The 25069-nt window shown below is 57.5% G+C and carries 24 protein-coding genes and 1 tRNA gene; 15 read left to right on the top strand and 10 right to left on the bottom strand.

What is annotated here, in order from left to right:
* Positions 1 to 88: 88 nt before the first annotated feature.
* Positions 89 to 1303 (top strand): alanine transaminase, encoded by a 1215-nt coding sequence (alaC, locus tag CWM58_RS13020; RefSeq protein WP_008803894.1) that lies wholly within the window; start codon positions 89 to 91, stop codon positions 1301 to 1303.
* 70 nt (positions 1304 to 1373) lie between these two features.
* Here the strand turns inward: alaC and ypdK are convergent, their stop codons facing one another.
* The 3 genes from ypdK to CWM58_RS13005 all read right to left on the bottom strand — a co-directional run bounded on the left by ypdK (position 1374) and on the right by CWM58_RS13005 (position 3435).
* Positions 1374 to 1445: a membrane protein YpdK gene (ypdK, locus tag CWM58_RS13015; RefSeq protein ID WP_099119320.1), complete on the bottom strand. Its 72-nt coding sequence runs from the start codon at positions 1443 to 1445 to the stop codon at positions 1374 to 1376.
* A gap of 338 nt (positions 1446 to 1783) precedes the next feature.
* Positions 1784 to 2980 carry a CynX/NimT family MFS transporter gene (locus CWM58_RS13010; protein ID WP_100681068.1) on the bottom strand — a complete coding sequence of 399 codons (1197 nt, stop codon included), beginning with the start codon at positions 2978 to 2980 and terminating at the stop codon, positions 1784 to 1786.
* Positions 2977 to 3435, bottom strand: coding sequence for a nucleoside deaminase (locus CWM58_RS13005; protein ID WP_061153745.1), 459 nt, complete (start codon positions 3433 to 3435; stop codon positions 2977 to 2979). Before CWM58_RS13005 ends, CWM58_RS13010 begins: the two co-directional genes overlap by 4 nt.
* A 132-nt stretch (positions 3436 to 3567) precedes the next feature.
* On the opposite strand from CWM58_RS13005, the gene cynR reads away from it, so the two are divergent.
* Entirely contained in the window at positions 3568 to 4476 is a 909-nt protein-coding gene (gene cynR, locus CWM58_RS13000) for a transcriptional regulator CynR (protein WP_074387915.1), read from the top strand.
* 30 nt (positions 4477 to 4506) lie between these two features.
* Here the strand turns inward: cynR and CWM58_RS12995 are convergent, their stop codons facing one another.
* From CWM58_RS12995 to CWM58_RS12980, 4 genes are all read right to left on the bottom strand, one after another.
* Complete coding sequence (locus CWM58_RS12995; RefSeq protein ID WP_100681067.1) at positions 4507 to 5364, bottom strand: hypothetical protein; 858 nt, start codon at positions 5362 to 5364, stop codon at positions 4507 to 4509.
* Positions 5365 to 5730: 366 nt separating this feature from the next.
* Positions 5731 to 6213 (bottom strand): WbuC family cupin fold metalloprotein, encoded by a 483-nt coding sequence (locus CWM58_RS12990; protein WP_061153748.1) that lies wholly within the window; start codon positions 6211 to 6213, stop codon positions 5731 to 5733.
* Between the two features lie 249 nt (positions 6214 to 6462).
* Positions 6463 to 6537 (bottom strand) — tRNA-Arg (locus CWM58_RS12985).
* A gap of 88 nt (positions 6538 to 6625) precedes the next feature.
* Positions 6626 to 7555, bottom strand: coding sequence for a formate/nitrite transporter family protein (locus tag CWM58_RS12980; protein ID WP_100681066.1), 930 nt, complete (start codon positions 7553 to 7555; stop codon positions 6626 to 6628).
* Positions 7556 to 7844: 289 nt separating this feature from the next.
* Between CWM58_RS12980 and mlaA the strand changes: the two genes are divergently transcribed.
* On the top strand, positions 7845 to 8606 hold the full coding sequence (gene mlaA, locus CWM58_RS12975) for a phospholipid-binding lipoprotein MlaA (RefSeq protein WP_008803901.1): 762 nt from the start codon (positions 7845 to 7847) through the stop codon (positions 8604 to 8606).
* Positions 8607 to 8667: 61 nt separating this feature from the next.
* Here mlaA and fadL read toward each other — a convergent pair whose 3' ends face one another.
* Complete coding sequence (fadL, locus tag CWM58_RS12970; protein ID WP_165785782.1) at positions 8668 to 9990, bottom strand: long-chain fatty acid transporter FadL; 1323 nt, start codon at positions 9988 to 9990, stop codon at positions 8668 to 8670.
* Positions 9991 to 10363: 373 nt separating this feature from the next.
* Here fadL and CWM58_RS12965 point away from each other — a divergent pair, with 373 nt between their 5' ends.
* From CWM58_RS12965 to sixA, 4 genes are all read left to right on the top strand, one after another.
* Positions 10364 to 10648: a YfcZ/YiiS family protein gene (locus CWM58_RS12965; protein WP_100681064.1), complete on the top strand. Its 285-nt coding sequence runs from the start codon at positions 10364 to 10366 to the stop codon at positions 10646 to 10648.
* Between the two features lie 157 nt (positions 10649 to 10805).
* Positions 10806 to 12116, top strand: coding sequence for an acetyl-CoA C-acyltransferase FadI (gene fadI / locus CWM58_RS12960; RefSeq protein ID WP_008803904.1), 1311 nt, complete (start codon positions 10806 to 10808; stop codon positions 12114 to 12116).
* Positions 12116 to 14260, top strand: coding sequence for a fatty acid oxidation complex subunit alpha FadJ (gene fadJ, locus CWM58_RS12955; RefSeq protein ID WP_100681063.1), 2145 nt, complete (start codon positions 12116 to 12118; stop codon positions 14258 to 14260). Before fadI ends, fadJ begins: the two co-directional genes overlap by 1 nt.
* Positions 14261 to 14469: 209 nt before the next feature.
* On the top strand, positions 14470 to 14955 hold the full coding sequence (sixA, locus tag CWM58_RS12950; RefSeq protein ID WP_008803906.1) for a phosphohistidine phosphatase SixA: 486 nt from the start codon (positions 14470 to 14472) through the stop codon (positions 14953 to 14955).
* 18 nt (positions 14956 to 14973) lie between these two features.
* On the opposite strand, the gene smrB is transcribed toward sixA, so the two are convergent.
* Positions 14974 to 15525 carry an endonuclease SmrB gene (gene smrB, locus CWM58_RS12945; protein WP_061153753.1) on the bottom strand — a complete coding sequence of 184 codons (552 nt, stop codon included), beginning with the start codon at positions 15523 to 15525 and terminating at the stop codon, positions 14974 to 14976.
* A gap of 167 nt (positions 15526 to 15692) precedes the next feature.
* Here smrB and prmB point away from each other — a divergent pair, with 167 nt between their 5' ends.
* Genes prmB through CWM58_RS12915 form a run of 6 tightly spaced genes read left to right on the top strand, consistent with a single transcriptional unit; the run spans position 15693 to position 20249 of the window.
* Positions 15693 to 16625, top strand: a complete 933-nt coding sequence (gene prmB, locus CWM58_RS12940; protein ID WP_100681062.1) for a 50S ribosomal protein L3 N(5)-glutamine methyltransferase — start codon at positions 15693 to 15695, stop codon at positions 16623 to 16625.
* A gap of 41 nt (positions 16626 to 16666) precedes the next feature.
* Positions 16667 to 17752: a chorismate synthase gene (aroC, locus tag CWM58_RS12935; protein ID WP_061153754.1), complete on the top strand. Its 1086-nt coding sequence runs from the start codon at positions 16667 to 16669 to the stop codon at positions 17750 to 17752.
* A 2-nt stretch (positions 17753 to 17754) separates the two neighbouring features.
* Positions 17755 to 18579 (top strand): penicillin-insensitive murein endopeptidase, encoded by an 825-nt coding sequence (gene mepA / locus CWM58_RS12930; RefSeq protein ID WP_061153755.1) that lies wholly within the window; start codon positions 17755 to 17757, stop codon positions 18577 to 18579.
* Positions 18579 to 19388, top strand: a complete 810-nt coding sequence (locus CWM58_RS12925; RefSeq protein WP_061153756.1) for a sulfite exporter TauE/SafE family protein — start codon at positions 18579 to 18581, stop codon at positions 19386 to 19388. Before mepA ends, CWM58_RS12925 begins: the two co-directional genes overlap by 1 nt.
* Positions 19388 to 19936: an elongation factor P hydroxylase gene (locus tag CWM58_RS12920; protein WP_100681061.1), complete on the top strand. Its 549-nt coding sequence runs from the start codon at positions 19388 to 19390 to the stop codon at positions 19934 to 19936. Before CWM58_RS12925 ends, CWM58_RS12920 begins: the two co-directional genes overlap by 1 nt.
* A gap of 31 nt (positions 19937 to 19967) precedes the next feature.
* Positions 19968 to 20249 carry a YfcL family protein gene (locus tag CWM58_RS12915; RefSeq protein ID WP_100681060.1) on the top strand — a complete coding sequence of 94 codons (282 nt, stop codon included), beginning with the start codon at positions 19968 to 19970 and terminating at the stop codon, positions 20247 to 20249.
* 61 nt (positions 20250 to 20310) lie between these two features.
* Here CWM58_RS12915 and mnmC read toward each other — a convergent pair whose 3' ends face one another.
* The gene (mnmC, locus tag CWM58_RS12910; RefSeq protein WP_100681059.1) at positions 20311 to 22299 is read right to left on the bottom strand and encodes a bifunctional tRNA (5-methylaminomethyl-2-thiouridine)(34)-methyltransferase MnmD/FAD-dependent 5-carboxymethylaminomethyl-2-thiouridine(34) oxidoreductase MnmC; all 1989 of its coding nucleotides are present in this window, start codon (positions 22297 to 22299) and stop codon (positions 20311 to 20313) included.
* A gap of 158 nt (positions 22300 to 22457) precedes the next feature.
* Here mnmC and fabB point away from each other — a divergent pair, with 158 nt between their 5' ends.
* Both fabB and CWM58_RS12900 read left to right on the top strand, forming a co-directional pair.
* A complete protein-coding gene (gene fabB, locus CWM58_RS12905) occupies positions 22458 to 23678 on the top strand; it encodes a beta-ketoacyl-ACP synthase I (protein WP_061153759.1) in 1221 nt (406 codons plus the stop codon).
* 209 nt (positions 23679 to 23887) lie between these two features.
* Positions 23888 to 25069: an MFS transporter gene (locus tag CWM58_RS12900; protein ID WP_100631062.1), complete on the top strand. Its 1182-nt coding sequence runs from the start codon at positions 23888 to 23890 to the stop codon at positions 25067 to 25069.

Genomic DNA, 25069 nt, shown 5'->3' with positions numbered 1-25069 from the left:
GATTTTTTTCAGGTTATTTTCTAAACGAGCCGCAACAGCGGCAGCGTCGCTCGGACGGTCCGGGCGCTAACGTTAATTAGAGGAACCTATGGCTGAATCCAGTCCTGAACGCCGTTTTACGCGTATCGATCGTCTCCCTCCGTACGTTTTTAATATTACTGCTGAACTGAAAATGGCTGCGCGCCGGCGCGGCGAAGATATTATTGATTTCAGCATGGGCAATCCCGATGGCGCGACGCCGCCGCATATCGTGGAAAAACTTTGCACCGTTGCCCAACGGCCTGACACCCATGGTTATTCTACCTCGCGGGGGATCCCGCGCCTGCGTCGCGCCATTTCACGCTGGTATGAAGAACGCTATAACGTTGACATCGATCCGGAATCGGAAGCGATCGTCACCATTGGTTCGAAAGAGGGGCTGGCACACCTGATGCTGGCGACTCTGGATCATGGCGACACGGTGTTGGTGCCAAACCCCAGCTATCCGATTCACATCTATGGCGCGGTGATTGCCGGGGCGCAGGTGCGCTCGGTGCCGCTGGTGGAAGGGGTGGATTTCTTTAACGAGCTGGAACGTGCCATCCGCGAGAGCTATCCGAAGCCGAAGATGATGATCCTTGGCTTTCCCTCGAATCCGACCGCGCAGTGCGTCGAGCTGGACTTCTTTGAAAAGGTCGTCGCCCTGGCGAAGCAGTATGACATCCTGGTCGTCCACGATCTGGCCTATGCCGATATCGTGTATGACGGCTGGAAAGCGCCCTCCATCATGCAGGTGCCCGGCGCGCGTGATGTCGCCGTCGAGTTCTTTACCCTGTCGAAAAGCTATAACATGGCCGGCTGGCGCATTGGCTTTATGGTCGGCAATAAGACCCTGGTGAATGCCCTCGCTCGCATCAAAAGCTATCACGACTATGGCACGTTCACGCCGCTGCAGGTGGCGGCGATCGCTGCCCTTGAGGGCGATCAGCAGTGCGTGCGTGAAATCGCCGAACAATATAAGCGCCGTCGCGATGTGCTGGTGAAAGGGCTCCACGAAGCTGGTTGGATGGTGGAGTGTCCGAAAGCGTCCATGTACGTCTGGGCGAAAATACCGGAACCTTACGCCGCCATGGGCTCGCTGGAGTTTGCGAAAAAGTTGCTTAATGAAGCGAAGGTCTGCGTCTCGCCGGGGATAGGCTTTGGCGACTATGGCGATACTCACGTCCGTTTCGCGCTGATTGAAAACCGGGACCGTACGCGCCAGGCAATCCGCGGCATCAAGGCGATGTTCCGCGCAGATGGTTTGCTGCCCGCCGCGAGCTAGCGCTTCGGCGAATACGCCATAACAAAAACGGGAGCCAGTGGGCTCCCGTTTTTTTTGACACCGCTGCAGTCTAGATCATCAGGGCAAAAGTACCGGCCCAAACGATGACCATAAAAGAGAGGCCCATAAAGAAGTATTTCACGATTCATCACTCCACGCGCTTATGCGACGTTCAAATGAATTAATTGTTCTGTTTTTCCTGAGCTGTCGCGGGTGAAAAATCACGCTGCGGCAGCTCGCAATTCTGTGCGCTTTGTGCTCCAGATGGCGCTAATGTACGCCTAAAAAATGAGGGAAACAAGGGGCATTTTTTTATTAATTTTTAGTTACTTACGAGTGTCGTGATTCGGCGACACATTAATTTCACTCGGTAATAAATTTCACGCCAGCGACGCTGTCAAAACGGATTTTGGCGATGGGCAAAATGGAGGACGGCCAGCGAGGGCGCGCGCAAATTCTTTGCCACGCGCCGCCGCCGATTTAATGCTGGTCAGAGGCGCGCAGCCGCCACTCGGCCGGGTAGTGAGCCGGGATAAAGCGCAGTGTGAGCGCCATGAGTAGCAGGACGCAGAGCGCATGCCAGGACCAGTCAAGCGTGTAGTTCCCGCTCAGGCTACGCAACAGGCCGGAAAGCCAGGGGGAGAGGCCTGCGATGATAAATCCGATACCCTGCATAAACGCCACCAGCCGGCCGGCTACCGCCGGTTGTCCGGCGTGATCCAGCGCCAGCACCAGGCACAGGGGAAAGGCGCCACCCAGACCCACTCCGCAGGCGATGGCCCACAGCGCTGGGACGTGCTGCGGCAGCCAGATGAAGCCGCAGAAGCCAATGAGCTGTAGCGCCAGAGCGAACAGCAGAAGCTGGCGTCGATCATCCTGACGAGCCAGTGTTGGCAGGAGTAGCGCCCCCGCGGTTTGCCCAACGGTCAGCAGCGCCAGCAGCGAGCCGCTGTACTGGGCGCTGTCGCCAAGCTGGATATAGTAGGGCGGCAGCCAGGCGATCAGACTGGCGTAGCCGGCATTCATCAGTCCGAAATAGAGTCCCAGCGTCCAGGCGCGACGCTGGCCAATAATCGCGCCCCGGGGGGAAGCGCTGGTCTGATGTGGTGCGCGGGGCAATTGCCGGCAAATCGCCAGCCAGCCGAGCAGAGCCAGTAGCGCAGGGAGCGCCCACCAGGCCAGTGCCTGGTGCCAGGCCGCACTGTGCGACGCCAGCCATGGCGTGAACGCGGCGCCTAACCCGCCGCCGCCCATCAGCGCCGCCGACCATAGTCCCATCACCAGCGGCGTACGCCGGGCGAATAGGCGCTTAATCACCGCCGGGATGGTGGCCTGGATAATACCGATGCCAATTCCCCCCGCAAGGGCGCTGCTGAGCAGCAAGCCGCTATGTGGGGCGATTTCCCGCAGCAGGGCGCCCGCCGCGATAATCAGCAGGCTCAATGCAATGCTGCGGTTTTGACCAACAGTGCGATCGACCCAGCCAGCGGCCAGCGCCAGCACGCCCATCGCGATGACCGGCAGGGCGGTGAGAAGCGCGGCCAGGGTATAGCTCATCCCGCTGGCGGCGCGGATGTCAGGCAGCAAGGGGCCTATCGAGGTGAGCAGCGGACGCATGTTTATCCCGATGAGTACCAGGACACACAGCATTAGATTCTGTCGCTGCATGGGCTTCATGGTTGCTGTTCCGCCCAGCGCTGATAAAGTGCCGGCCCCTCCGGCTGCGGGCAGTGGTGGATCGGCAGCGTCTGCCGGGACAGCGGCTGCTGCAGCTGCTGATAAATCGCGGCGGTCGAGAGTTGAAAGGGTTCGCCATCCTGATTACTGTTGGCGAAAAATACTTCCCGCACGCCGGTTAGATAGAGTGCGCTCAGGCACATAGGACAAGGTTGCCCGCTGGCATAGATGACGCATTCGCGCAGCACCGCGCTTCCCTGTCTGGCGGCAAGATCGCGAACGGCGTTCAGTTCGGCATGCGCCGTTGGGTCACCGTTCAGATGAAAAGTATTGACGCCTTCGGCGACAATCTCATCATGCCGCACCAGTACGGCGCCGAAGGGGCGGCCACCGTCAGCGATGTTTTGGTTTGCCAGCGCTAATGCGCGCTGGAGATAGCGATCGTGAGCGGACATAGTCACTCCTGCACAAGATGATGTTGATGGTGAAAAACGCAGAGGATGGTAGCCAGAGGGTACGTATCTTATTTCATAAGTTAAAAGACTTATTTATGATGAACCCAATTCGAATTGCTTATAGGTAAGCAGATGCTCCTGCGCCATCTTTCCTACTTTATCGCCGTGGCAGAACATCGTGGATTTACCCGCGCCGCCGCGGCGCTCCATGTCTCCCAGCCTGCGCTGTCACAGCAGATCCGCCAGCTGGAAGCGATGCTGGAGGTTCAGCTCTTCGACCGCTCTGGTCGTTATACCCGCCTGACCGATGCCGGAGAGATCTGGCTGGAGTATGCCCGCCGCGCGTTACGCGATCTTGAGGAGGGGCGGCGCGCCCTGCACGACACAGAAGATCTGCAGCGTGGTAAACTCCGCATCGCCATGACGCCGACCTTTACCACTTACATGCTGGGGCCGCTGGTGGAGGCGTACTATCGACGCTACCCCGGAGTGAAATTGCTTATCCAGGAGATGAACCAGGAGCGGATGGAAACGATGCTCCTGGAGGATGAACTGGATGTGGGAATTGCTTTTGACGAGAGCCTCTCGCGGGATATTGTGGTTCAGCCGCTGCTGACGGAAACCCTCGCGCTGGTGGTGAGCCGCGCGCATCCGCTGGCTCAGGAGAGCCACCTGCAGCTGCAGGCTCTTGACGCACAGCCGCTGATTTTACTGAGCAGCGAGTTTGCCACCCGGGAACAAATCGACCGCTATTGTCGCCGTCATCGGCTCGAACCTGACGTGCGGATGGAGGCGAATTCGATCGGCGCCGTGCTAACGGTTATTCGCGGCACGCCGCTCGCGACGCTACTGCCGGCGGCGATCGCCGGACAGTATGATGACCTCGTGGCTATTGAGCTTAAACCCGCGCTGCTGCAGCGAACGGCCTGTTTGCTCCAGCGCCAGGGGGCGTGGCAGAGCGCTGCGGCGCGCGAATTCATCGCGCTGGCGCGGGAGATCGCGGTAACGCTTGAGCTGGAAAACCGCCAGGCCCCTGTATGAGGACCTGCGTCACTTGCCGGCGAGCCTGGACTAACGATCGGCTTCGCTGAGGATATCGGCCTCATTGGGCAGGGTATTCTCCCGGAGCATGCCCTCTTCTTTGAGCCTTTCCAGTACGTGATGAAAGAGCTGGGTCTTATCTGGCTCGGCCATATTCTGCAACTTCTCATTAAATACGGTATGAGACTGAATAAGATAATGGATAAATTCCAGCAATACCTCATTTTGCGGCAGGACGGTTAATTCCTGATGGATGTAACTGGTTTGTTCCAGCAGCGAATTTTTTGTCACGTCCATAGGCCGGGCGCTAATACTGTGAGCGTATATTTTCTCAATGACCTGGCTGGTGATATAGATGCGGTTCAATGATATAGCAGTGTATTCGTCTTCATCCGGAATGAAATGACAATAGACAAACGGTTTGTCGGGCAGCATCATGCTGAGTCTGTTTTCGTAAAGAATATCATCAGGCGCCTCCAGTAGCGCCATTAAATTCCGACAATGTGGGTGCCAAAGTCCGGAGGCGGACACTTTTACGTTAAACTGCGTCACCGTATTTCCGCGTAATGTTTCCATCATCGGAATATCGCCATCAAGCCGCAGAATGCTGCGGATATGGGAGTGGGGTGACCAGAAAGTCTCCACAGCCTCGGCGGCAAGCGGATTCAGCGCGGCGGTCACGTCTTTTTCCTGGTGAGAAAGGACGGCTATTTTTAAGGTTCCCCGCGTCGGGTTGAGTTTCAGACAGAGATTGATCGCGCCAATATCATGCCAGTGAAGAATGTCTTCAAGTTCGCAGTTTAATAATTTTTGCGCCCGGGCAAGAGAACAATACTCCATTGGCGGTAAATTATTTAGCTTCCAGATGTTCCGTTCTGTTATATTCATAAAAATTGTATGTCGATGAAAAATAAATTGTCATGGTCAGCAACAGTGAGCCGATTACAATGATTTATTCTTTCCGCTGACGTCCTTTAGCTGATTAATAAAATCCATTCACATTGAGAATAATATATCGATAAATTGACTACTGTTATTGTTCTGCCAGGTATTTACTTTATCCCGTTATCTTATCATCTCTTATTCGTAGAGAAAAATAGTTTACTGACTATAACCATTTCTCTCTTTTTAGCAGGAATGCGGAAGGTGAGTATGCGCGAAGTGTGAAGAAAGTCGCGGTCAATTCGACAAACTTTATGGCCGGATGGGGAGAATCAAACAGACGACTGTGGCATCTGTTTGATATATCTGATGTTATTGCGGCGTTGACAGGAAACGGTCACCCGGCTGAGCGATGGCATACCATGCCATCATCTCTGCGGTGCCCGGTTGGCCTTCGGCAGGCGCCCAGGCCATGGTGTCAACTTCGGCAAGCGGTTGATAAGCACCTTGCTTAACTTCAAAAACCATCCCGCCCGGGTCGAGCGAGAGCACCGTATGCCAGGTACCGGCTTCCATTTCCAGCGCTGTACAGGTTTCACCCAGCACCACCCGGCGGGTGACTACGCCATTATCATCAAAATTCAGTACCACAAAGCGGCCTTTCAGCGGCAGCAAAAGTTCGAAAGTATGTCTGTGCCGGTGCGGACGGATATAGGTACCGGGTTCCATCGCAATAGCGAGGCGTTGTACCGGGTCATTTAGTTCGGGATGAAAATTGCGATGGGCACGCAAGCGCGGGGCACTGGCCGCCGCTTCGCTCTGCTGCTGCATATCGCTGAGGGTAATCTGTTTCATATCAACGCCTGGCTCCTGTATCGTCCAGAGAAGGTTGCAATGGGATAGTGGCTTATTAAGGCGTAAGCCAAAGGGTATTGTACGCAGAATGCGCGTTTTTGTCGGTTTATTGTCTGTGCGATTGACTGGGGCGCCCCTTCCTGTCCTGGCTAATCCACACGTGGATAATTTCGGCAAATTATGATGGCGAGAAGAATATGCCATGGCTGGCGTTTAGGTAATGGTGGGAAATAGCGGGCAACGTTTATATGGTGTCCCCTGCAGGAATCGAACCTGCAACTAGCCCTTAGGAGGGGCTCGTTATATCCATTTAACTAAGGGGACAAGGCGGTGCGAGTATAGCGTTTTTTGCCCGCCTGAGTAAGAGCCATACCGTCTGACTGCTTAAACCCTCGCCACTCAGGGCGCTTTTTTATGCCCGGTCGGCGTTTTTGGCGTTCTCCGCCGCCTGGGCGCGGGCTTCCGCTTTTCGCTTGCTGCTCATATCGTTACGGATCTGCGCATGGCTCAGCAGTGCGAAGATGAAGGTCCCGCCGCAGATATTTCCCGCCAGCGTCGGCAGGGCGAACGGCCAGATAAAGTCGCTCCAGGGCAGGCTTCCGTTAAACACCAGATAAAGGATCTCGACCGATCCCACCACGATATGAGTCGTATCCGCCAGGGCGATAAGCCAGGTCATGAGAATAATCACCACGATCTTGGCCGCACCGGCGACAGGAAACATCCAGACCATGGTGGCGACCAGCCAGCCGGAAATAATCGCATTAGCGAACATCTCCGTCGGGCCGTTTTTCATTACGTCTTCGGCGATGCTGACAAAGGCCTGACGAGTTGGTTCATCAAAGACGGGCATAAAATTGAAGGCCCATGCGGCCACTGCGGTACCGATGAGGTTGCCAGCCAGAACCACTGACCATAACCGCATTAGCAAACCGACGTTACCTGGGGTGGGATTGTGCATCACCGGCAGTACGGCGGTAACCGTATTTTCCGTGAACAGCTGCTGGCGGGCCATGATCACGATAATAAAGCCGAAGGTATACCCGAGATTCTCCAGTAAAAACCCGCCCGGGAGCCCCTCCAGTTTGACGTGAAAAATGCCTTTTGCCAGCAGGGAGGCGCCCATCGACAGACCGGCCGCAATGGCTGACCACAGCAGGGCCAGCGCATCGCGCTCCATCTCTTTTTCCCCTTCCTGGCGAATATGTTCATGGATGGCCATCGCCCGCGAGGGCAGGCGATCTTCATCCACTTCTATTTCCTCTCCGCGCTGTTTTTCTTCACTTTCGACTTCTCGTTCGTCATCCGCTGGTTTTAATTTGTTATTGTCTAGTTCATCCATTTCGTGGCCCTCGCTATCAATCTATATAGTTATAGCGTAGCGGCTTTCCCTGCCGTCTGGCTGGGCATACTCTGAAATCGCAAAAATGGTAACGTCAGATTTTTGTTGCTCCGGTAGAATAGGAGCCCCGCGATCTCGTTATTCCCAGGCTATGATCAAATCAACAACTTGGGTGATATAGACATCGTTCAACGTGCTGTTACAATCGCTCACATCTATACGGGCGGAAACGTTGTCTTTCCGTCATGGATGGCAACTCGCGATAGCCATAAAAACCAGGGAGACACCTATGAATTATCGCCTGTCGGCGCTTGCGCTTGGCGCCACATTGCTGGTGGGATGTGCCAGTTCCAGCTCTGGCGATCAGCCGCAGGGGCGTTCAGACCCGTTAGAAGGGTTTAACCGCACGATGTTCAATTTCAACTTTAACGTGGTTGATCCTTACGTGCTTCGCCCGGTGGCAGTGGCATGGCGTGACTATGTTCCGCAGCCAGCGCGCAATGGTTTAAGCAACTTCACCAGCAACCTGGAAGAGCCGGCGGTAATGGTGAACTCCTTCCTGCAGGGCGACCCCTATAAAGGTATGGTGCACTTTACCCGTTTCTTCCTGAATACCATCCTCGGGATGGGCGGTCTGATCGATGTCGCGGGCATGGCGAATCCGCAGCTGCAGCGCGTTGAACCGCATCGTTTCGGCAGCACGCTCGGCCATTATGGCGTCGGCTATGGTCCGTATGTGCAACTGCCATTCTACGGTAGCTTTACGCTGCGCGATGAAGGCGGTGATATGGCCGATGGCCTGTACCCGGTGCTCTCCTGGTTGACCTGGCCGATGTCGATTGGCAAATGGGCTGTCGAAGGCATTGAAACGCGTGCTCAGCTGTTGGATTCCGACGGTCTGCTGCGTCAGTCTTCCGATCCTTACATTTTGGTGCGTGAAGCTTACTTCCAGCGTCATGACTTTATTGCCAACGGCGGTAAGCTGACCCCGGCGGACAACCCGAATGCCCAGGCTATTCAGGATGAACTGAAAGACATTGATTCACAGTAATCTGCGAACGATAAAAAAAGGGTGAACATGTTGTTCACCCTTTTTTGTTGCGCGCGGCTTATCAGAAGCGGTAGTTGAAGTTGGCGCCGTACAGCCAGGCGGTCCCTTCGGAACGGAAGGTATATGGGCCTTCCTTAATTTCAACGTGCTGGCCGTGCATATAGGAAAGACCGACGTCAACCGACGCATCCTTATTGAACGCGTAAGTGGTACCCGCGCTCAGCCACAGGCGATCCTGGTCAGGAATGGAGATGGAGCGGTTGTTGGCCGGCACCGGGCTGTCATCGAAGGCGATACCGGTGCGGAAGGTCCAGTTATCGTCGTAATAATACGTGGTCCCCAGCGCGATGCGGTAAGCATCCTTAAAGCCTTCCTCTTTATAGAACAGCGTCTGGCCGTTGCTGCCGGTGGCTTTCAGCTCCTGGAACTGACTCCAGCTGGTGTAGGTCAGGCTATAGTGGACCGCCCACTGCGGCGCCACGCGGTTATAGCCCGACAGCTCCCACATTTCCGGCAGGTTAAGGGTCAGTGAACCGCCGGTGGTCTGGCCGTTAGTGCCCGCTGGCAGACCGAAGTTGCCGAGGATTTGGTTATAGGCCGCCGGCAGGCTGCTGCGGTAGTTACCGTCGAAGTCGATCTTTACCTCGGAACGGTAGGTAAAACCGTAGCGGTTGTTCTTATCCAGCTCATAGAGAATACCGGCGTTCCAGCCAAAGCCCCAGGCGTTACCGTTAAGATGGGCGATCTGCGTGTCGGCAGGGATCTTCGCCACCTGGCCTGCCAGCGCTGGCGGCAGCGCGCCAGAGCCTGCAACAATCTGACCCAGGTCACCTGCATAGCGCTCGATCTTCGCCTTGGCGTAGACCGCGTCAAAACCTAAGCCAAAGCTCCAGCTGCTGTCGAGACGGTAGGCGCCGCTCAGGTTGAAGTTAGCGGTAGTCAGGTCGGTTTTACCGCCCATGCTGCCAGCCGCATAGTCGTCGTTGTATTCCGTTGCCAGGCCGTAGTTAGAGGTAATGGATGCCCCCCAACCGAATTGATCGTTAATCGGCGCGACAAAGTGGAAGTTGGGTACCCACGCCGTCGGAGCGATATTGTCCGCATTCAGGCTCTTGCCGGTGGGAGAGGTGCCGGAGACATTGACACCCGGGTCAACAAAAACGGCGCCCGCCGACATAGTTGGACGGTCAAACATCATAATTAATGCCGGGTTACGACTGGCATTGCCTGCATCGTCTGCGATAGCCCCTTCACCGGAATAGGCCCGACCCAGCCCTGATGAAGAGAATTCGTTGAGCTGGAAGCCTGCTGACCAGGCCTGGGTAGAAACAAGTGCTACAGCCACTGCAAGGGCAGATTGGGTAAAGCGGGTTTTCTGGCTCATGCCCATAACCTCATTGAGTTATTTTTTTTTAAACTATGTTACATGCCGTAACAGAAGCGCGGAAGTGTAGGGTCTGTGTTACAACAGAGAAATCAGACCAGTGCGCTGAGTATAGGTCTGACCAGATGAGTTGTTGCAAGTTTGTTTATGAAGTTTTTCAATTGTGATAACAGAAACGCGATCCAGCTGGCAAAATTGTCGGGGGGAGTAAGGGCCAGAAAGGGTGATTTTTGTTTTAGATCATTTTTAAGTGTGATTTCTGTCACTTAACGCGGTGATGGCGATTCTCGGCTGGAGGCTCACCGGGGGCAGGGCGTAAAATAGGCACATTATTTGTCTGGCACCGAAGGTGCCTATACAGAGGAAATCTACGATGAGTAAATGTAGCGCTGATGAAACCCCGGTATGCTGCTGTATGGATGTTGGTACCATTGTGGACAACACCGACTGCACCGCCTCATACAGCCGCGTGTTCACCAACCGCGCTGAAGCGGAGCAAACGCTCGCTGTGCTGAGCGAGAAAGCGCGTAATGTGCAATCTGAACCGTGCAAAATCAACCCGACCTTCACCGACGTTGACGGCGGCGTACAGCTGGATATCGATTTTATTTTTAGCTGCGAAGCCGAATCGCTGATCTTCCAGTTAGGATTACGTTAATCCCTCCGTTTAACGCCCCGTAGAAGGGGCGTTACCTTTCTATTCAGTGTGTTTTGGCTCGCAATTTTTCGCTTCCCCGATTGGCTTAATGTAAAAAATTAGTTAAGACTGTTATCAGGTCAGACCACTTGATTGTTTTGCTTAACAGGGGAGCGTTATGAGTCAGGCATTACCGCTTATCACCCGTCAGGGCGATCGCATTGCCATTGTCAGGGGTTTACGCACGCCATTTGCGCGCCAGGCAACGGTTTTTCATGGCGTTCCGGCCGTTGATTTAGGAAAAATGGTCGTTGGCGAAATGCTCGCCCGGAGTGACATTCCCGCGGACGTCATTGAGCAGCTGGTATTTGGTCAGGTGGTGCAGATGCCGGAAGCGCCAAATATCGCCCGGGAAATCGTGCTCGGCACCGGAATGAGCGTGCACACCGATGCCTACAGCGTCAGCCGCGCCTGCGCCACCAGCTTCCAGGCCGTGGCGAATGTCGCTGAAAGCCTGATGGCTGGCACCATCCGCGCCGGTATCGCCGGCGGCGCCGACTCCTCCTCTGTGTTGCCCATTGGAGTCAGTAAAACGCTGGCCCGCACGCTGGTGGATGCCAATAAGGCCCGCACGCTGAGCCAGAAACTGAAGCTATTTTCACGTCTGCGGCCGCGCGACCTGCTGCCGGTCCCCCCGGCAGTGGCGGAATATTCAACCGGTTTGCGGATGGGCGATACCGCCGAGCAGATGGCGAAAAGCTGGGGAATCACCCGGGAACAACAGGATGCGCTGGCGCATCGGTCGCACCAACTGGCGGCCAAAGCCTGGGAAGAGGGAAAGTTGTCAGCCGAGGTGATGACCGCCTACGCGCCCCCCTTTCGCGAGCCGCTGGAGCAGGACAACAATATTCGTAAAAATTCAACCCTCGCAGATTACCAAAAGTTACGCCCTGCCTTTGACCGCAAACATGGCACCGTCACCGCAGCCAACAGCACGCCGCTGACGGACGGCGCGGCGGCGGTGATCCTGATGACCGAGTCCAGGGCCAAAGAGCTGGGTCTGACGCCGCTGGGTTATCTGCGCAGCTATGCCTTTACCGCCATCGACGTCTGGCAGGATATGCTGCTGGGGCCCGCATGGTCCACGCCGCTGGCGCTGGAGCGGGCAGGTCTGACGCTGGCGGATCTGACGCTTATTGATATGCACGAAGCTTTTGCTGCGCAGACGCTGGCCAATCTCCAGTGTCTGGCAAGCGAGCGCTTTGCTCGTGAAGTGCTGGGACGCTCGCAGGCCACCGGTGAGGTGGATGAGAGCAAGTTTAACGTCCTCGGCGGATCTATTGCTTATGGTCATCCTTTTGCTGCCACCGGCGCGCGGATGATCACCCAGACGCTGCATGAGTTGCGGCGACGGGGCGGGGGATTCGGTCTGGTGACGGCCTGCGCGGCAGGTGGTCTGGGTGCGGCGATGATCGTGGAGGCTGAATAATGGATGCTGTTTCCGCTTTTAAGCTTGAGGTCCGTGCGGACAAGATCGCGGTGATCACCATCGATGCCCCAGGTGAGAAAATGAATACCCTGAAAGCTGAGTTCGGCAATCAGGTGCGGGGGCTGATACGTCAGGTTCGTGATGATAAGTCGGTGCGCGGCGTGGTGTTTATCTCCGCCAAAGCGGATAACTTTATCGCCGGCGCAGACATTAACATGATTGCCCGCTGCCGCAGCGCGCAGGAAGCGGAAGCGCTGGCGCGCCAGGGACAGCAGATTATGGCTGAGATCCATGGCTTGTCGATCCCGGTGATTGCCGCCATCCACGGTGCCTGCCTCGGCGGCGGTCTGGAGCTGGCGCTGGCCTGCCATGGCCGGATCTGCAGCGATGACGAAAAAACCCGACTCGGTTTGCCGGAAGTGCAGCTTGGCCTGCTGCCGGGCTCCGGGGGGACGCAGCGTTTACCGCGGCTGATTGGCGTCAGTACGGCGCTGGATATGATGCTTACCGGCAGGCAACTGCGTGCGCGCCAGGCGCTGAAGGCCGGTCTGGTGGACGAGGTGGTTCCGCAGGCGATTTTATTGCAGGCGGCGGTGGCGCTGGCGCTGAAGGGGCGACCGGCCAGCCGGGATATGCCCGTACGCGAACGCGTGCTGGCGGGGCCTTTGGGCCGCCATCTGTTATTCCATTTCGTTGGCAAACAAACGCAGCGCAAGACCCAGGGGAACTATCCGGCGGTGAAGCGAATTCTGCAGGTTGTCGAGAATGGCCTGGCCCACGGTTGCAGCAGCGGTTACGCCGAAGAAGCTCGCGCGTTTGGCGAACTGGCGATGACCCCGCAGTCGCAAGCGCTGCGATCGATCTTCTTTGCCAGTACCGATCTGAAAAAAGACCGTGGCGCTGAAGCCGAGCCCGGACCGCTGACGAGCATTGCGGTGCTGGGCGGCGGCCTGATGGGCGGGGGGATCGCCTATGTGACCGCCTGTAAGGGCGGGCTGCCGGTGCGCATTAAAGATATCCAGCCGCGTGGCATTAACCATGCCTTAAAGTACAGCTGGGATCTGCTGAATAAACAGGTCCGCCAGCGTCGTCTGCGCCCCAGTGAGCGCGATCGCCAGATGGCGATGATCTCCGGCGCCACCGACTATCAGGGCTTTGCTCATCGCGACGTGGTGATCGAGGCGGTATTTGAGGACCTGGCCCTGAAGCAGCGGATGGTCAGCGAAGTGGAGCAATATTGCGGGCCGCAGACCATCTTTGCGTCGAACACCTCATCGTTACCGATAGGCGATATTGCCGCCCAGGCCCGTCGCCCCGGGCGGGTGATCGGCCTGCATTTCTTCAGTCCGGTGGAAAAAATGCCGCTGGTTGAAGTGATCCCGCATAAGGGAACCGATCCGCAGGCTATCGCTACCGTGGTGCAACTGGCTAAACGTCAGGGGAAAACGCCGATTGTGGTGGCGGATAAAGCGGGCTTCTATGTGAACCGCATCCTCGCGCCCTATATCAATGAAGCGATGCGCCTGCTGGTGGAGGGCGAACCGGTTGAAGAGATTGATAAGGCCCTGGTTAAATTCGGTTTCCCGGTAGGGCCAATCCAGCTACTGGATGAGGTTGGCATCGATACCGGCACCAAAATTATCCCCGTGCTGGAGAGCGCGTTTGGAGAACGTTTTAGCCCACCTGCAAACATCATTGACGCGATTTTGAAGGACGATCGCAAAGGTAGAAAAAATAATCGTGGTTTCTATCTTTATGAGACAAAAGGGCGTAAAAGCAAAAAACGGCCCGACCCGGCAGTCTATTCGCTGCTCGGCATCGACCGCCCCCAGTCGCGGCTGTCCGCGCAGCAGGTGGCGGAACGCTGTGTGATGATGATGCTTAACGAGGCGGCGCGCTGCTTTGATGAGCAGATTATCCGTAGCGCGCGCGATGGCGATATCGGCGCCGTCTTTGGTATAGGGTTTCCGCCATTTCTTGGCGGCCCGTTCCGGTATATGGATACTATCGGCGCGGGTGAAGTAGCCGCGATCCTGCAGCGCCTGGCCGCCCAGTACGGCCCACGTTTTACACCCTGTGACACTTTATTACGCATGGCCGAACAGGGGACAACCTTTTGGCCAGCGGATGAACGGCTGACCTAAGTTGTGGTCAAAGAAGATAAATCCGGCTGCGGATGACGCTGTTGATTGGCTGTTTTGTAAACAATGATTGACTATACTTACGCCATTGAGGTAAAAAACAGCGTTTCATTCGTTGAATGGATCAGGCACAATGCCCGGCCACCGGGTCACCTGCGTATTGTCTTCGCAGGCCAAACTACGGTGCTTCTGGTTAACAAAAGCGGTGCAATATGCAAGTTTTTATTATGCGTCACGGCGACGCTGCCCTCGATGCAGCCAGCGACTCAGTTCGTCCATTAACCGTATGCGGTTGTGATGAGTCTCGTCAGATGGCAACCTGGCTGAAAGGTCAAAAAGTGGATATTGAGCGCGTTCTTGTCAGTCCCTATCTGCGTGCAGAACAGACGCTGGATATTGTTGGGGAGTGCATGAACCTGCCGAAACATGTCGACGTGATGCCGGAACTCACGCCGTGCGGCGACGTAGGCCTGGTTAGCGCCTATCTGCAGGCGCTGGCGAATGAAGGCGTGGCGACGGCGCTGGTCGTCTCCCACCTGCCGCTGGTGGGGTACCTGGTCTCAGAGCTGTGTCCGGGGGAAACGCCTCCGATGTTCACCACCTCGGCTATCGCCTGCGTGACGCTGGACGCCGACGGCAAGGGTGAATACCTCTGGCAGAAAAGCCCCTGCAATCTCAAGATGGCCAACGCCATCTGACGGCCCCGGAGCCCGCCGTTAAGGCAGCTCCGGCGGTTGCCACTCCTCTACCTCAATCAGTATCAGCAGTGCGGCGTCACCGCCGTACTCTTTTGGTGCCTGGTGAAACGCCATAATATGCGGGTGTTGCGCCAGCCACAGCGGGGTTTGCTGTTTGAGAATATGTTTGCCGTGCCCGTGCATCACACAGGCGCAAAACACATGTTCGCGGCGGCAGGCGGCAATCAGCGCGCCCAGCTCCTGTTTGGCCTGCTGCTGGGTGAGCCCATGCAGATCGAGAAACAGTTCCGGCGAATAATCCCCACGGCGCAGCTTTTTCAGCTCAAAATGGCTGACGTCGGGGCGGACATATTTCGTTGAGCCTTCGGTATTCAGTAGCGGCTGAAACTCATCGGAGAAATAGTGGCTGTTATCGGCCTGTTCCTGCAGCAAACGCTTCGGGGCAACCTCGGTGATTTTCTTGCGCTGCGGGCGGTGAACGATGGTGTCCTGCTTGATCTTTCGCGTGCCGGTCATCAGCTGACGGAACAGCGCCTGATCCTCCTCGCTTAGCGATGTCTTCTTTTTCATTGTCCGCTCTCATTAATACTTTGCGCTAGTTTACCCGACTCAATATCCCTTCGGGCAAGGAAAACCTGTTTTTTCCCCGGCCACCCTACGCAAGAATGCTGATTTATCGCCGTCTTCATGGCACACTAGCCGCCGAATTTATAGCAGAGTGTGCCCTGGAGGTTGTCGTGGATAAAATTTTTGTTGATGAGGCAGTCAATGAGCTGCATACCATTCAGGACATGCTGCGCTGGGCGGTAAGCCGTTTCAGCGCCGCTAATATCTGGTACGGTCACGGCACTGATAACCCGTGGGACGAGGCAGTACAGCTGGTGCTACCGTCGCTCTACCTGCCGCTGGATATCCCGGAAGATATGCGCACTGCGCGTCTGACCTCCAGCGAGAAACACCGCATCGTTGAGCGGGTGATCCGTCGCGTGAACGAGCGCATTCCTGTCGCCTATCTGACCAACAAAGCGTGGTTCTGTGGGCATGAGTTTTACGTCGATGAGCGGGTGCTGGTGCCGCGCTCCCCGATTGGCGAACTGATCAACAACCAGTTTGCCGGGCTGATTAACCATAAGCCACAGCATATCCTTGATATGTGCACCGGCAGCGGCTGCATCGCCATCGCCTGCGCCTATGCCTTCCCGGAAGCCGAAGTCGACGCTGTGGATATCTCCCTGGACGCGCTGGCCGTCGCCGAGCATAACGTTGAGTCCCACGGGCTGATCCATCAGGTGACGCCGATCCGCTCCGACCTGTTCCGCGATCTGCCGAAGCTGCAGTACGATCTGATCGTCACCAATCCGCCGTACGTGGATGAAGAGGATATGGCCGATTTGCCGGAAGAGTATGAGCATGAGCCCGTGCTGGGTCTGGCCTCCGGTAGCGACGGCCTGAAGCTGACGCGCCGCATCCTCGGCAACGCGCCGGATTATCTCAGCGATGACGGGATTCTGATTTGTGAAGTCGGTAACAGCATGGTACATCTGATGGAGCAATATCCGGACGTGCCGTTTACCTGGCTTGAGTTTGATAACGGCGGCGACGGCGTCTTTATGCTGACCAAACAGCAGCTGATTGACGCCCGCGTGCACTTCGGTATTTATAAAGACTAAAAAAACAACACGCCAACATAACGAAAAAGATTGGAGCCGTGATGGCAGGAAATACAATTGGACAACTCTTTCGCGTCACTACCTTCGGCGAATCGCACGGCCTGGCGCTGGGCTGCATCGTCGACGGCGTGCCGCCGGGCATCCCGCTGACCGAAGCCGACCTGCAGCACGACCTCGATCGTCGTCGCCCGGGCACCTCGCGTTACACCACGCAGCGTCGCGAGCCGGATCAGGTCAAAATTCTCTCCGGCGTCTTCGAAGGCGTTACCACCGGGACCAGTATCGGTCTGCTGATTGAGAACACCGATCAGCGTTCGCAGGATTACGGCGCGATCAAAGATCTGTTCCGTCCGGGCCATGCCGATTACACCTACGAGCAAAAGTATGGTCTGCGTGACTATCGCGGCGGCGGTCGTTCCTCCGCCCGTGAAACGGCGATGCGCGTGGCGGCCGGGGCGATTGCCAAAAAATTCCTCGCCGCGAAGTTCGGCATTGTCATTCGCGGCTGCCTGACGCAGATGGGTGATATTCCGCTGGCCATCAAAGACTGGGATCAGGTCGAGCAGAATCCGTTCTTCTGCCCGGACCCGGATAAAATCGACGCCCTGGATGAACTGATGCGCGGCCTGAAAAAAGAGGGTGACTCCATTGGTGCGAAAGTGACGGTGGTGGCTGACGGTGTACCGCCGGGCCTCGGCGAGCCGGTCTTCGATCGCCTGGATGCCGATATTGCCCACGCGCTGATGAGTATCAACGCCGTGAAAGGGGTGGAAATTGGCGACGGCTTCGACGTGGTGAAGCTGCGTGGCAGCGAAAACCGCGATGAAATCACCAAAGATGGATTCCAGAGCAACCACGCCGGCGGCATTCTTGGCGGCATCAGCAGCGGACAGCAGATCGTTGCCCATATCGCGCTGAAACCTACCTCCAGTATTACCGTGCCCGGTCATACGATTAACCGCTTTGGCGAAGAAGTGGAGATGATCACCAAAGGGCGTCACGATCCGTGTGTCGGCATTCGCGCCGTACCGATTGCTGAGGCGATGCTGGCGATCGTCCTGATGGATCACTTTATGCGTCAGCGCGCGCAGAATGGCGATGTGACGACGACAATTCCACGCTGGTAACCATGAAAAACACCGTTATCGCACTGCTCGCGCTGCTGGCCAGCGCCAGCAGCCTGGCCGCGACGCCGTGGCAGAAAATATCTCAGCCGATTGGCGGCAGTGCCCAGTCGATCGGCGCATTTTCTAATGGCTGTATCGTGGGCGCCGAGGCGCTCCCTCTGAGCGCCACCGGCTATCAGGTGATGCGTACCGATCAGCGTCGCTACTTCGGTCATCCGGATCTGGTTCAGTTTATTCAGCGCCTGAGTAATCAGGTGCACAATAAAGGAATGGGAACCGTGCTGATTGGCGACATGGGGATGCCGGCGGGTGGGCGCTTCAACGGCGGTCACGCCAGTCACCAGACGGGCCTGGATGTCGATATCTTCCTCCAGCTGCCGCAAACGCGCTGGACATCGTCTCAGTTGCTGAAGCCGCAGGCGCTGGATCTGGTCGCCAGCGACGGCAAGCGCGTAGTACCGTCGCTGTGGAGCCCGCAAATCAGCCAGCTGATCAAGCTGGCGGCGGAAGATAGCGAGGTCACCCGTATTTTCGTCAACCCGGCGATTAAACAGCAGCTGTGCCTGGACGCGGGCAGCGACCGTCAGTGGTTGCGTAAAGTCCGTCCCTGGTTCCAGCATCGCGCCCATATGCATGTTCGTCTGCGCTGTCCGGCAGGGAGCCTTGAATGCGAAGAGCAGGCGCCGCCGCCGGCTGGAGATGGCTGCGGGGCGGAGCTACAAAGCTGGTTCGAACCACCTAAACCCGGGTCTACCCCACCTGTGAAGAAGACGCCGCCGCCGTTGCCGCCTTCCTGTCAGGCGCTACTGGATGAGCATGTGCTGTAATGGATAGTTTTATCGAGTTGTTTGCCGTATCGCCGCTGGTGCTGGTTGTGCTTTTCTTTGTCGCCATCCTGGCCGGTTTTATTGATTCACTGGCCGGAGGCGGGGGCTTACTGACCGTGCCGGCGCTGATGGCGGCAGGAATGCCGCCGGCCCAGGCGCTGGCGACCAATAAGCTGCAGGCCTGCGGCGGGTCGCTATCGGCGACCCTCTATTTTGTCCGCCGTAAGGTGGTCAGCCTCGCCGATCAGAAGCTGAATATTCTGATGACCTTTATTGGCTCAACCGCCGGTGCGCTGCTGGTACAGCACGTCCAGACCGATATTCTGAAGCAGATCCTGCCGTTGTTGGTTATCGGGATTGGCCTCTATTTCCTGCTGATGCCGAAACTGGGCGAAGCGGATCGTCAGCGTCGACTGTACGGTCTGCCGTTTGCGCTGGTCGCTGGCGGCAGCGTAGGATTCTATGACGGCTTTTTTGGCCCCGGCGCCGGTTCGTTTTATGCGCTGGCTTTTGTCACCCTGGCCGGGTTTAACCTGGCGAAGTCGACGGCCCATGCCAAACTGCTGAACGCGACCTCAAACCTCGGCGGTCTGCTGCTGTTTATCATCGGCGGGAAGGTCATCTGGGCCACCGGCTTTGTGATGATGGCCGGCCAGTTTATTGGCGCTCGCGCCGGCTCCCGGCTGGTGCTGAGTAAAGGGCAGTCGCTGATCCGGCCGATGATCGTTATCGTCTCGGCGGTGATGAGCGCGAAGCTCCTCTATGACAGCCACGGGGCTGAGATTTTGCAGTGGTTGGGAATTCATTAATGCAACAGCAACACCATCATCAGCAGCTGATTGACCTCTTCGACAGCTGCTTTGCCGAAGATTTTAATACTCGCCTGGTAAAAGGCGACGATGAGCCGATCTACCTTCCGGCCGATGACGACACGCTCTATCACCGTATCGTGTTTGCGCACGGTTTTTTTGCCAGCGCCCTGCACGAGATTTCTCACTGGTGTGTCGCCGGCAAAGCGCGCCGCGAACAAGTCGATTTTGGCTACTGGTACTGCCCGGACGGCCGCGATGCGATGACTCAAAGCCAGTTTGAGGACGTCGAGGTGAAACCGCAGGCCTATGAGTGGCTGTTCTGCGTGGCGGCGGGATTTCCGTTTAACGTCAGCTGTGACAATCTGGAAGGAGACGTTGAGCCCGATCGCATCGCCTTCCAGCGCCGGGTCCATGCTCGGGTGATGACTTTGCTTGAACAAGGGATCCCCGAACGTCCGGCGCGTTTTATTCGCGCATTGCAACATTATTATCAAACGCCGACATTGACGGCGGAACACTTTCCGTGGCCGGAAGACCTGCACTAAGGCCACACATTACATGACAAGAGGTAAGATGATGATCGCGGAGTTTGAATCACGCATTCTGGCGCTGATTGACAACATGGTAGACCACGCCAGTGATGATGAACTGTTTGCCGGCGGTTATCTGCGCGGCCACCTGACGCTGGCGGTGGCTGAGCTGGAAGGGGAGGGCGAGCATTCTGCTGAAGCGGTAAACAGTAAGGTCAGCCAGAGCCTGGAGAAGGCCATCAGCGCTGGCGAACTGTCGCCGCCGGACCAAATTCTGGTGCAGGGGATGTGGCGTAACCTGTATCAACAGGCGAAAAATCAGGCCTGAGCCATGTTGTAGCCCGGGTCAGGCGTCAGCCGTACCCGGGAAATTGCCTGCCCTCATGGTTTTATTTCACCGCTTTTCCCTTCAGCAGTTTTCTCACCCACAGACGATTCGGATTCAGCGCCGCCAGGGTATCGCTATCCAGCGGCAGCGGTTCAGCGCTCATCTGCGCCGCCAGCAGCTCAGCGCTTAACGGCGCGGTGCAGAGACCCCGCGATCCGAGCGCGCCAAGCATAAACAGGTTGTGACAGACCGGCGCGCGACCGGCGTTATCCTGCTGTTCGTGGAGGCTGGCGTATTGCGTCAATGTTGCCTGATAGTCCGGCACGTTACCGACCATTGGCAGGTGATCGCGGGTGGCGCAGCGTACACCGCAGCGGGCGTCATTGGCGCTGATATCCACGTCCTGCGCCCAGTCCGCCTCCGGGAAGCAGTCGATCAACCGTTGCCGGTTGTGCTGCTGATCTTCCTCACTGAAGGTGGTGTCGGTCTTCCCGCGATGGTAGCTGGCGCCAATGCAGTGCTGCTGATTGTGCGGATTCTGCGGTGTCAGGTAGCCATCGTAGCACAGCACCTGGCGCAGGGCGGAAAGCTGCGGGGTGGTGGGAATATGACTGACCTGGCCGCCAACAGGGTAGACCGGCAGCTGGGCGGTTTGCGCAAAATCCGCGATGCTGTAGCCGTTCGCCAGCACCACCGCCTGATGATAGCGCTGCTGATTGAGCAGCCAGCCATCGCCCTCCATGCTGAGCGTTTCGACGTGATAACCATAGCGCACGTGCAGGCCGCGAGTTGCCGCCAGCGCCAGCAGCTCGGCGGTGAGCTGCTGCGGGCACAGCCAGCCGCCGGCCGGATAGGTGATGCCGCCGCAGCCGGTATCGACGCCGGTCAGCCCGACAACCTGTTCCGCCGTCACCGCGCAGGCGATGTCCGGGGGTAAATTCAGCGCCAGCATCTGGGCGATTTTGTGCGCGCTTTTTTCATCCCAGCCGAGCTGGGTGACGCCGCACCATTGATGATCGAACATCACCGGTAGCGCGTCATACATTCGGCGGGCGAAGGTAAAGGCCGCCGGGAAAAAGCGAGCCAGCGCCGGATCGTGCTGGCTTAACAGCGGATACAGTGCGCCCTGGCGATTGCCGGAGGCGCCCTGTGCCGGGGCGTCGTCGGCGCAGTAGAGGGTCACCTGCCAGCCTCGGCGCAGCAGCGCGAGGGAGAGCAGGGCGCTGGCGATCCCTCCACCGATGATGGCTGCCTCGCGGGCATCGCTGCTCCTGCGAGCGAACCAGGGCGCGCGCGCAGGAAAGCTCAGCGCTTGCGCCATCTCACCGGTCAGCATCTCCCGTTTGCGGCCGAAGCCTTTGCTTTTACGCATGGTAAAGCCGGCCTCCTGCAAACCGCGACGGACAAAACCAGCGGAAGTGAAGGTAGCCAGTGTCCCGCCAGACCGCGCCAGGCGCGCCATGGCGTTAAACAGATCCTGAGTCCACATATCGGGATTTTTGGCCGGGGCAAAGCCGTCAAGAAACCAGGCGTCCACCTGCTGGTTCAGTGACTCATCCAGTTCCCTGGTCAGCTCGTTGATATCGCCAAACCACAGATCGAGCGTCACCCGTCCGCCGTCGAGCAGAAGACGATGGCATCCGCCGAAGGCCGACGGCCATTGCGCCTGCAGTTGCTCCGCCCACGGAGCCAGCTCTGGCCAGCGCTGGTGCGCCAGGCGGAGATCTTCAGCCTTCAGTGGATATTTTTCAAAACTGATGAAATGTAACCTTTGCAGGGTAACGTCCGGGTTATCACGAACAAAAACGTCAAACGCCTGCCAGAGGGTCAGGAAATTGAGACCGGTGCCGAAGCCGCTCTCCGCGACGATAAACAGTGGCCGAGAGTGGCTGGCGAAGCGCTCCGGCAGGTGATTTCCACCGAGAAAAACGTAGCGCGTCTCTTCCAGACCATTGTCATTGGAAAAGTAAACATCGTCGAAATCTCGGGAAACAGGTGTACCCTCAGCGTTGAATTCCAGGTTGGCTGGTTGTATGACGTTTTGTTTCACGTAAGTTACTCGAATCACAAGGCGTAGCACGATCTTAACGATGTGTGCCTGAGGGCGCAAATTTATACATAAATTGTCTGATCGGACTTGTTCGGCGTACAAGTGTACGCTATCGTGCGACACGAAACTTAAAATAGTGCGACTTACAGAGGTATTGAATGAAACGTGCAGTGATTACTGGCTTGGGCATCGTTTCCAGCATCGGTAATAACCAGCAGGAAGTCCTGGCATCTCTGCGTGAAGGACGTTCAGGGATCACTTTCTCTCAGGAGCTTAAAGATTCAGGGATGCGCAGCCACGTATGGGGCAACGTCAAACTGGATACCACTGGCCTCATTGACCGCAAAGTAGTGCGCTTTATGAGCGACGCTTCCATCTATGCTTACCTGTCCATGGAACAGGCCGTTGCCGACGCAGGTCTGGCGCCGGAAGCATACCAGAGCAACCCGCGTGTTGGCCTGATTGCAGGCTCCGGCGGCGGCTCCCCGAAATTCCAGGTCTTCGGCGCTGATGCCATGCGTAGCCCGCGTGGTCTGAAAGCCGTGGGCCCGTATGTGGTCACCAAAGCGATGGCTTCCGGTGTTTCCGCCTGCCTCGCCACGCCGTTCAAAATCCACGGCGTTAACTACTCCATCAGCTCGGCCTGCGCCACTTCCGCCCACTGCATCGGTAACGCGGTAGAGCAGATCCAGCTGGGCAAACAGGATATCGTCTTTGCCGGCGGCGGCGAAGAGCTGTGCTGGGAAATGGCTTGCGAATTCGACGCCATGGGCGCACTGTCCACCAAATACAACGACACCCCGGAAAAAGCGTCCCGTACCTATGATGCGAACCGTGATGGCTTCGTTATCGCCGGCGGCGGCGGTATGGTCGTCGTGGAAGAACTGGAACACGCCCTGGCGCGTGGCGCGCACATCTATGCCGAAATCGTCGGCTACGGCGCAACCTCCGATGGCGCTGACATGGTAGCCCCGTCTGGCGAAGGCGCAGTGCGCTGCATGCAGATGGCGATGCACGGCGTTGATACCCCGATTGACTACCTGAACTCCCACGGTACGTCTACTCCGGTCGGCGACGTGAAAGAGCTGGGTGCTATCCGTGAAGTGTTCGGCGACAACAGCCCGGCTATCTCGGCAACCAAAGCGATGACCGGCCACTCGCTGGGCGCGGCGGGCGTACAGGAAGCCATCTACTCCCTGCTGATGCTGGAGCACGGCTTTATCGCGCCGAGCATCAACGTCGAAGAGCTGGACGAGCAGGCTGCCGGCCTGAACATCGTCACCAAGCCGACTGACGCTACACTGACCACCGTGATGTCCAACAGCTTCGGCTTCGGCGGCACCAACGCCACGCTGGTGATGCGTAAATACAACGCCTAATCAGCATGCGAAGTGCAGAGGGGAGCCACCGGCTCCCCTTTTTTGTTATCTTGACAGGGTAAGGGCCTGCAGGCACACTGCTGGCGGATCCATTAGTCTCTCCACTAATGCGTAAGCGTTTAACGTCAACCAACGCGCCTTAACCCTGATAATCAGGTGGAGGGGGCGTGTCGCTTTGCTCGCCTTACTCTGCGAATCTGGAGTAATGCATGTCCGCAGTTACTGAAACAACATCCCATTCCTCAGCGAATTTTTCGCTTTTCCGTATTACGTTTGCCGTCTTTTTGACCTACATGACCGTTGGTTTGCCGCTGCCGGTGATCCCGCTCTTTGTCCATCAGGAGCTGGGATTTGGCAACACCGTGGTTGGCGTGGCGGTCGGGATCCAGTTCCTCGCTACCGTTCTGACCCGCGGCTACGCCGGGCGCCTGGCAGACCAGTACGGCGCCAAACGCTCCGTCCTGCAAGGGATGCTGGCCTGTGCCCTGGCCGGCGCGGCATGGCTTGCCGCTGCGCTACTGCCGCTGCCGGTGCTCGCCAGGCTTGGCCTGCTGCTGCTGGGCCGCCTGATCCTCGGGTTTGGCGAAAGCCAGCTGCTGACCGGTAACCTGAGCTGGGGGATGGGGCTGGTGGGGCCGGCTCGCTCCGGCAAAGTGATGTCATGGAACGGCATGGCGATGTATGGCTCGCTGGCGGTGGGCGCCCCACTGGGGTTATTGATCTATAGCCATTTTGGCGTGGCGGTGCTGGCCTGCGTCACCATGGGATTACCGCTCGTCGCCTGGCTCATTAACGGAACCGTACGCAAAGTGGCGGCTCACGGTGGCGAGCGCCCTTCATTATGGGGCGTCATCGGTATGATCTGGCGGCCAGGCATTGGTCTGGGCCTGCAGGGCGTTGGTTTTGCGGTGATCGGCACCTTCGTTTCCCTCTATTTCGCCAGTCATAACTGGCCGATGGCCGGCTTTACCCTGACGGCGTTTGGCGGTGCCTTTGTGCTGATGCGTATTCTGTTCGGCTGGATGCCGGACCGGTTTGGCGGCGTCAGGGTGGCGATGGTCTCGTTACTGATAGAGGCGGTTGGTCTGACGCTGCTGGGGCTGGCGCCGAATGCCTGGCTGGCGCTGGCTGGCGCGGCGCTAACCGGATGCGGTTGCTCACTGATTTTCCCGTCACTCGGCGTGGAGGTGGTGAAGCGCGTCCCGGCGCAGGTGCGCGGCACCGCGCTCGGCGGCTATGCGGCCTTTCAGGATATCTCCTATGGCCTGACCGGGCCGCTGACCGGCCTGCTGGCGACCTCGCTGGGTTACTCGTCGGTGTTCCTTGCTGGTGCTCTCTGCGCGGCGCTGGGGATTATCGTCACCCTCGTCTCTTTCCGCCGCCAGGGTTAG

This window comes from Klebsiella sp. H-Nf2 (genome assembly GCF_002806645.1).
GTDB lineage: Bacteria > Pseudomonadota > Gammaproteobacteria > Enterobacterales > Enterobacteriaceae > Klebsiella > Klebsiella variicola.
This window is presented reverse-complemented; position numbering and strand designations above follow the sequence as displayed.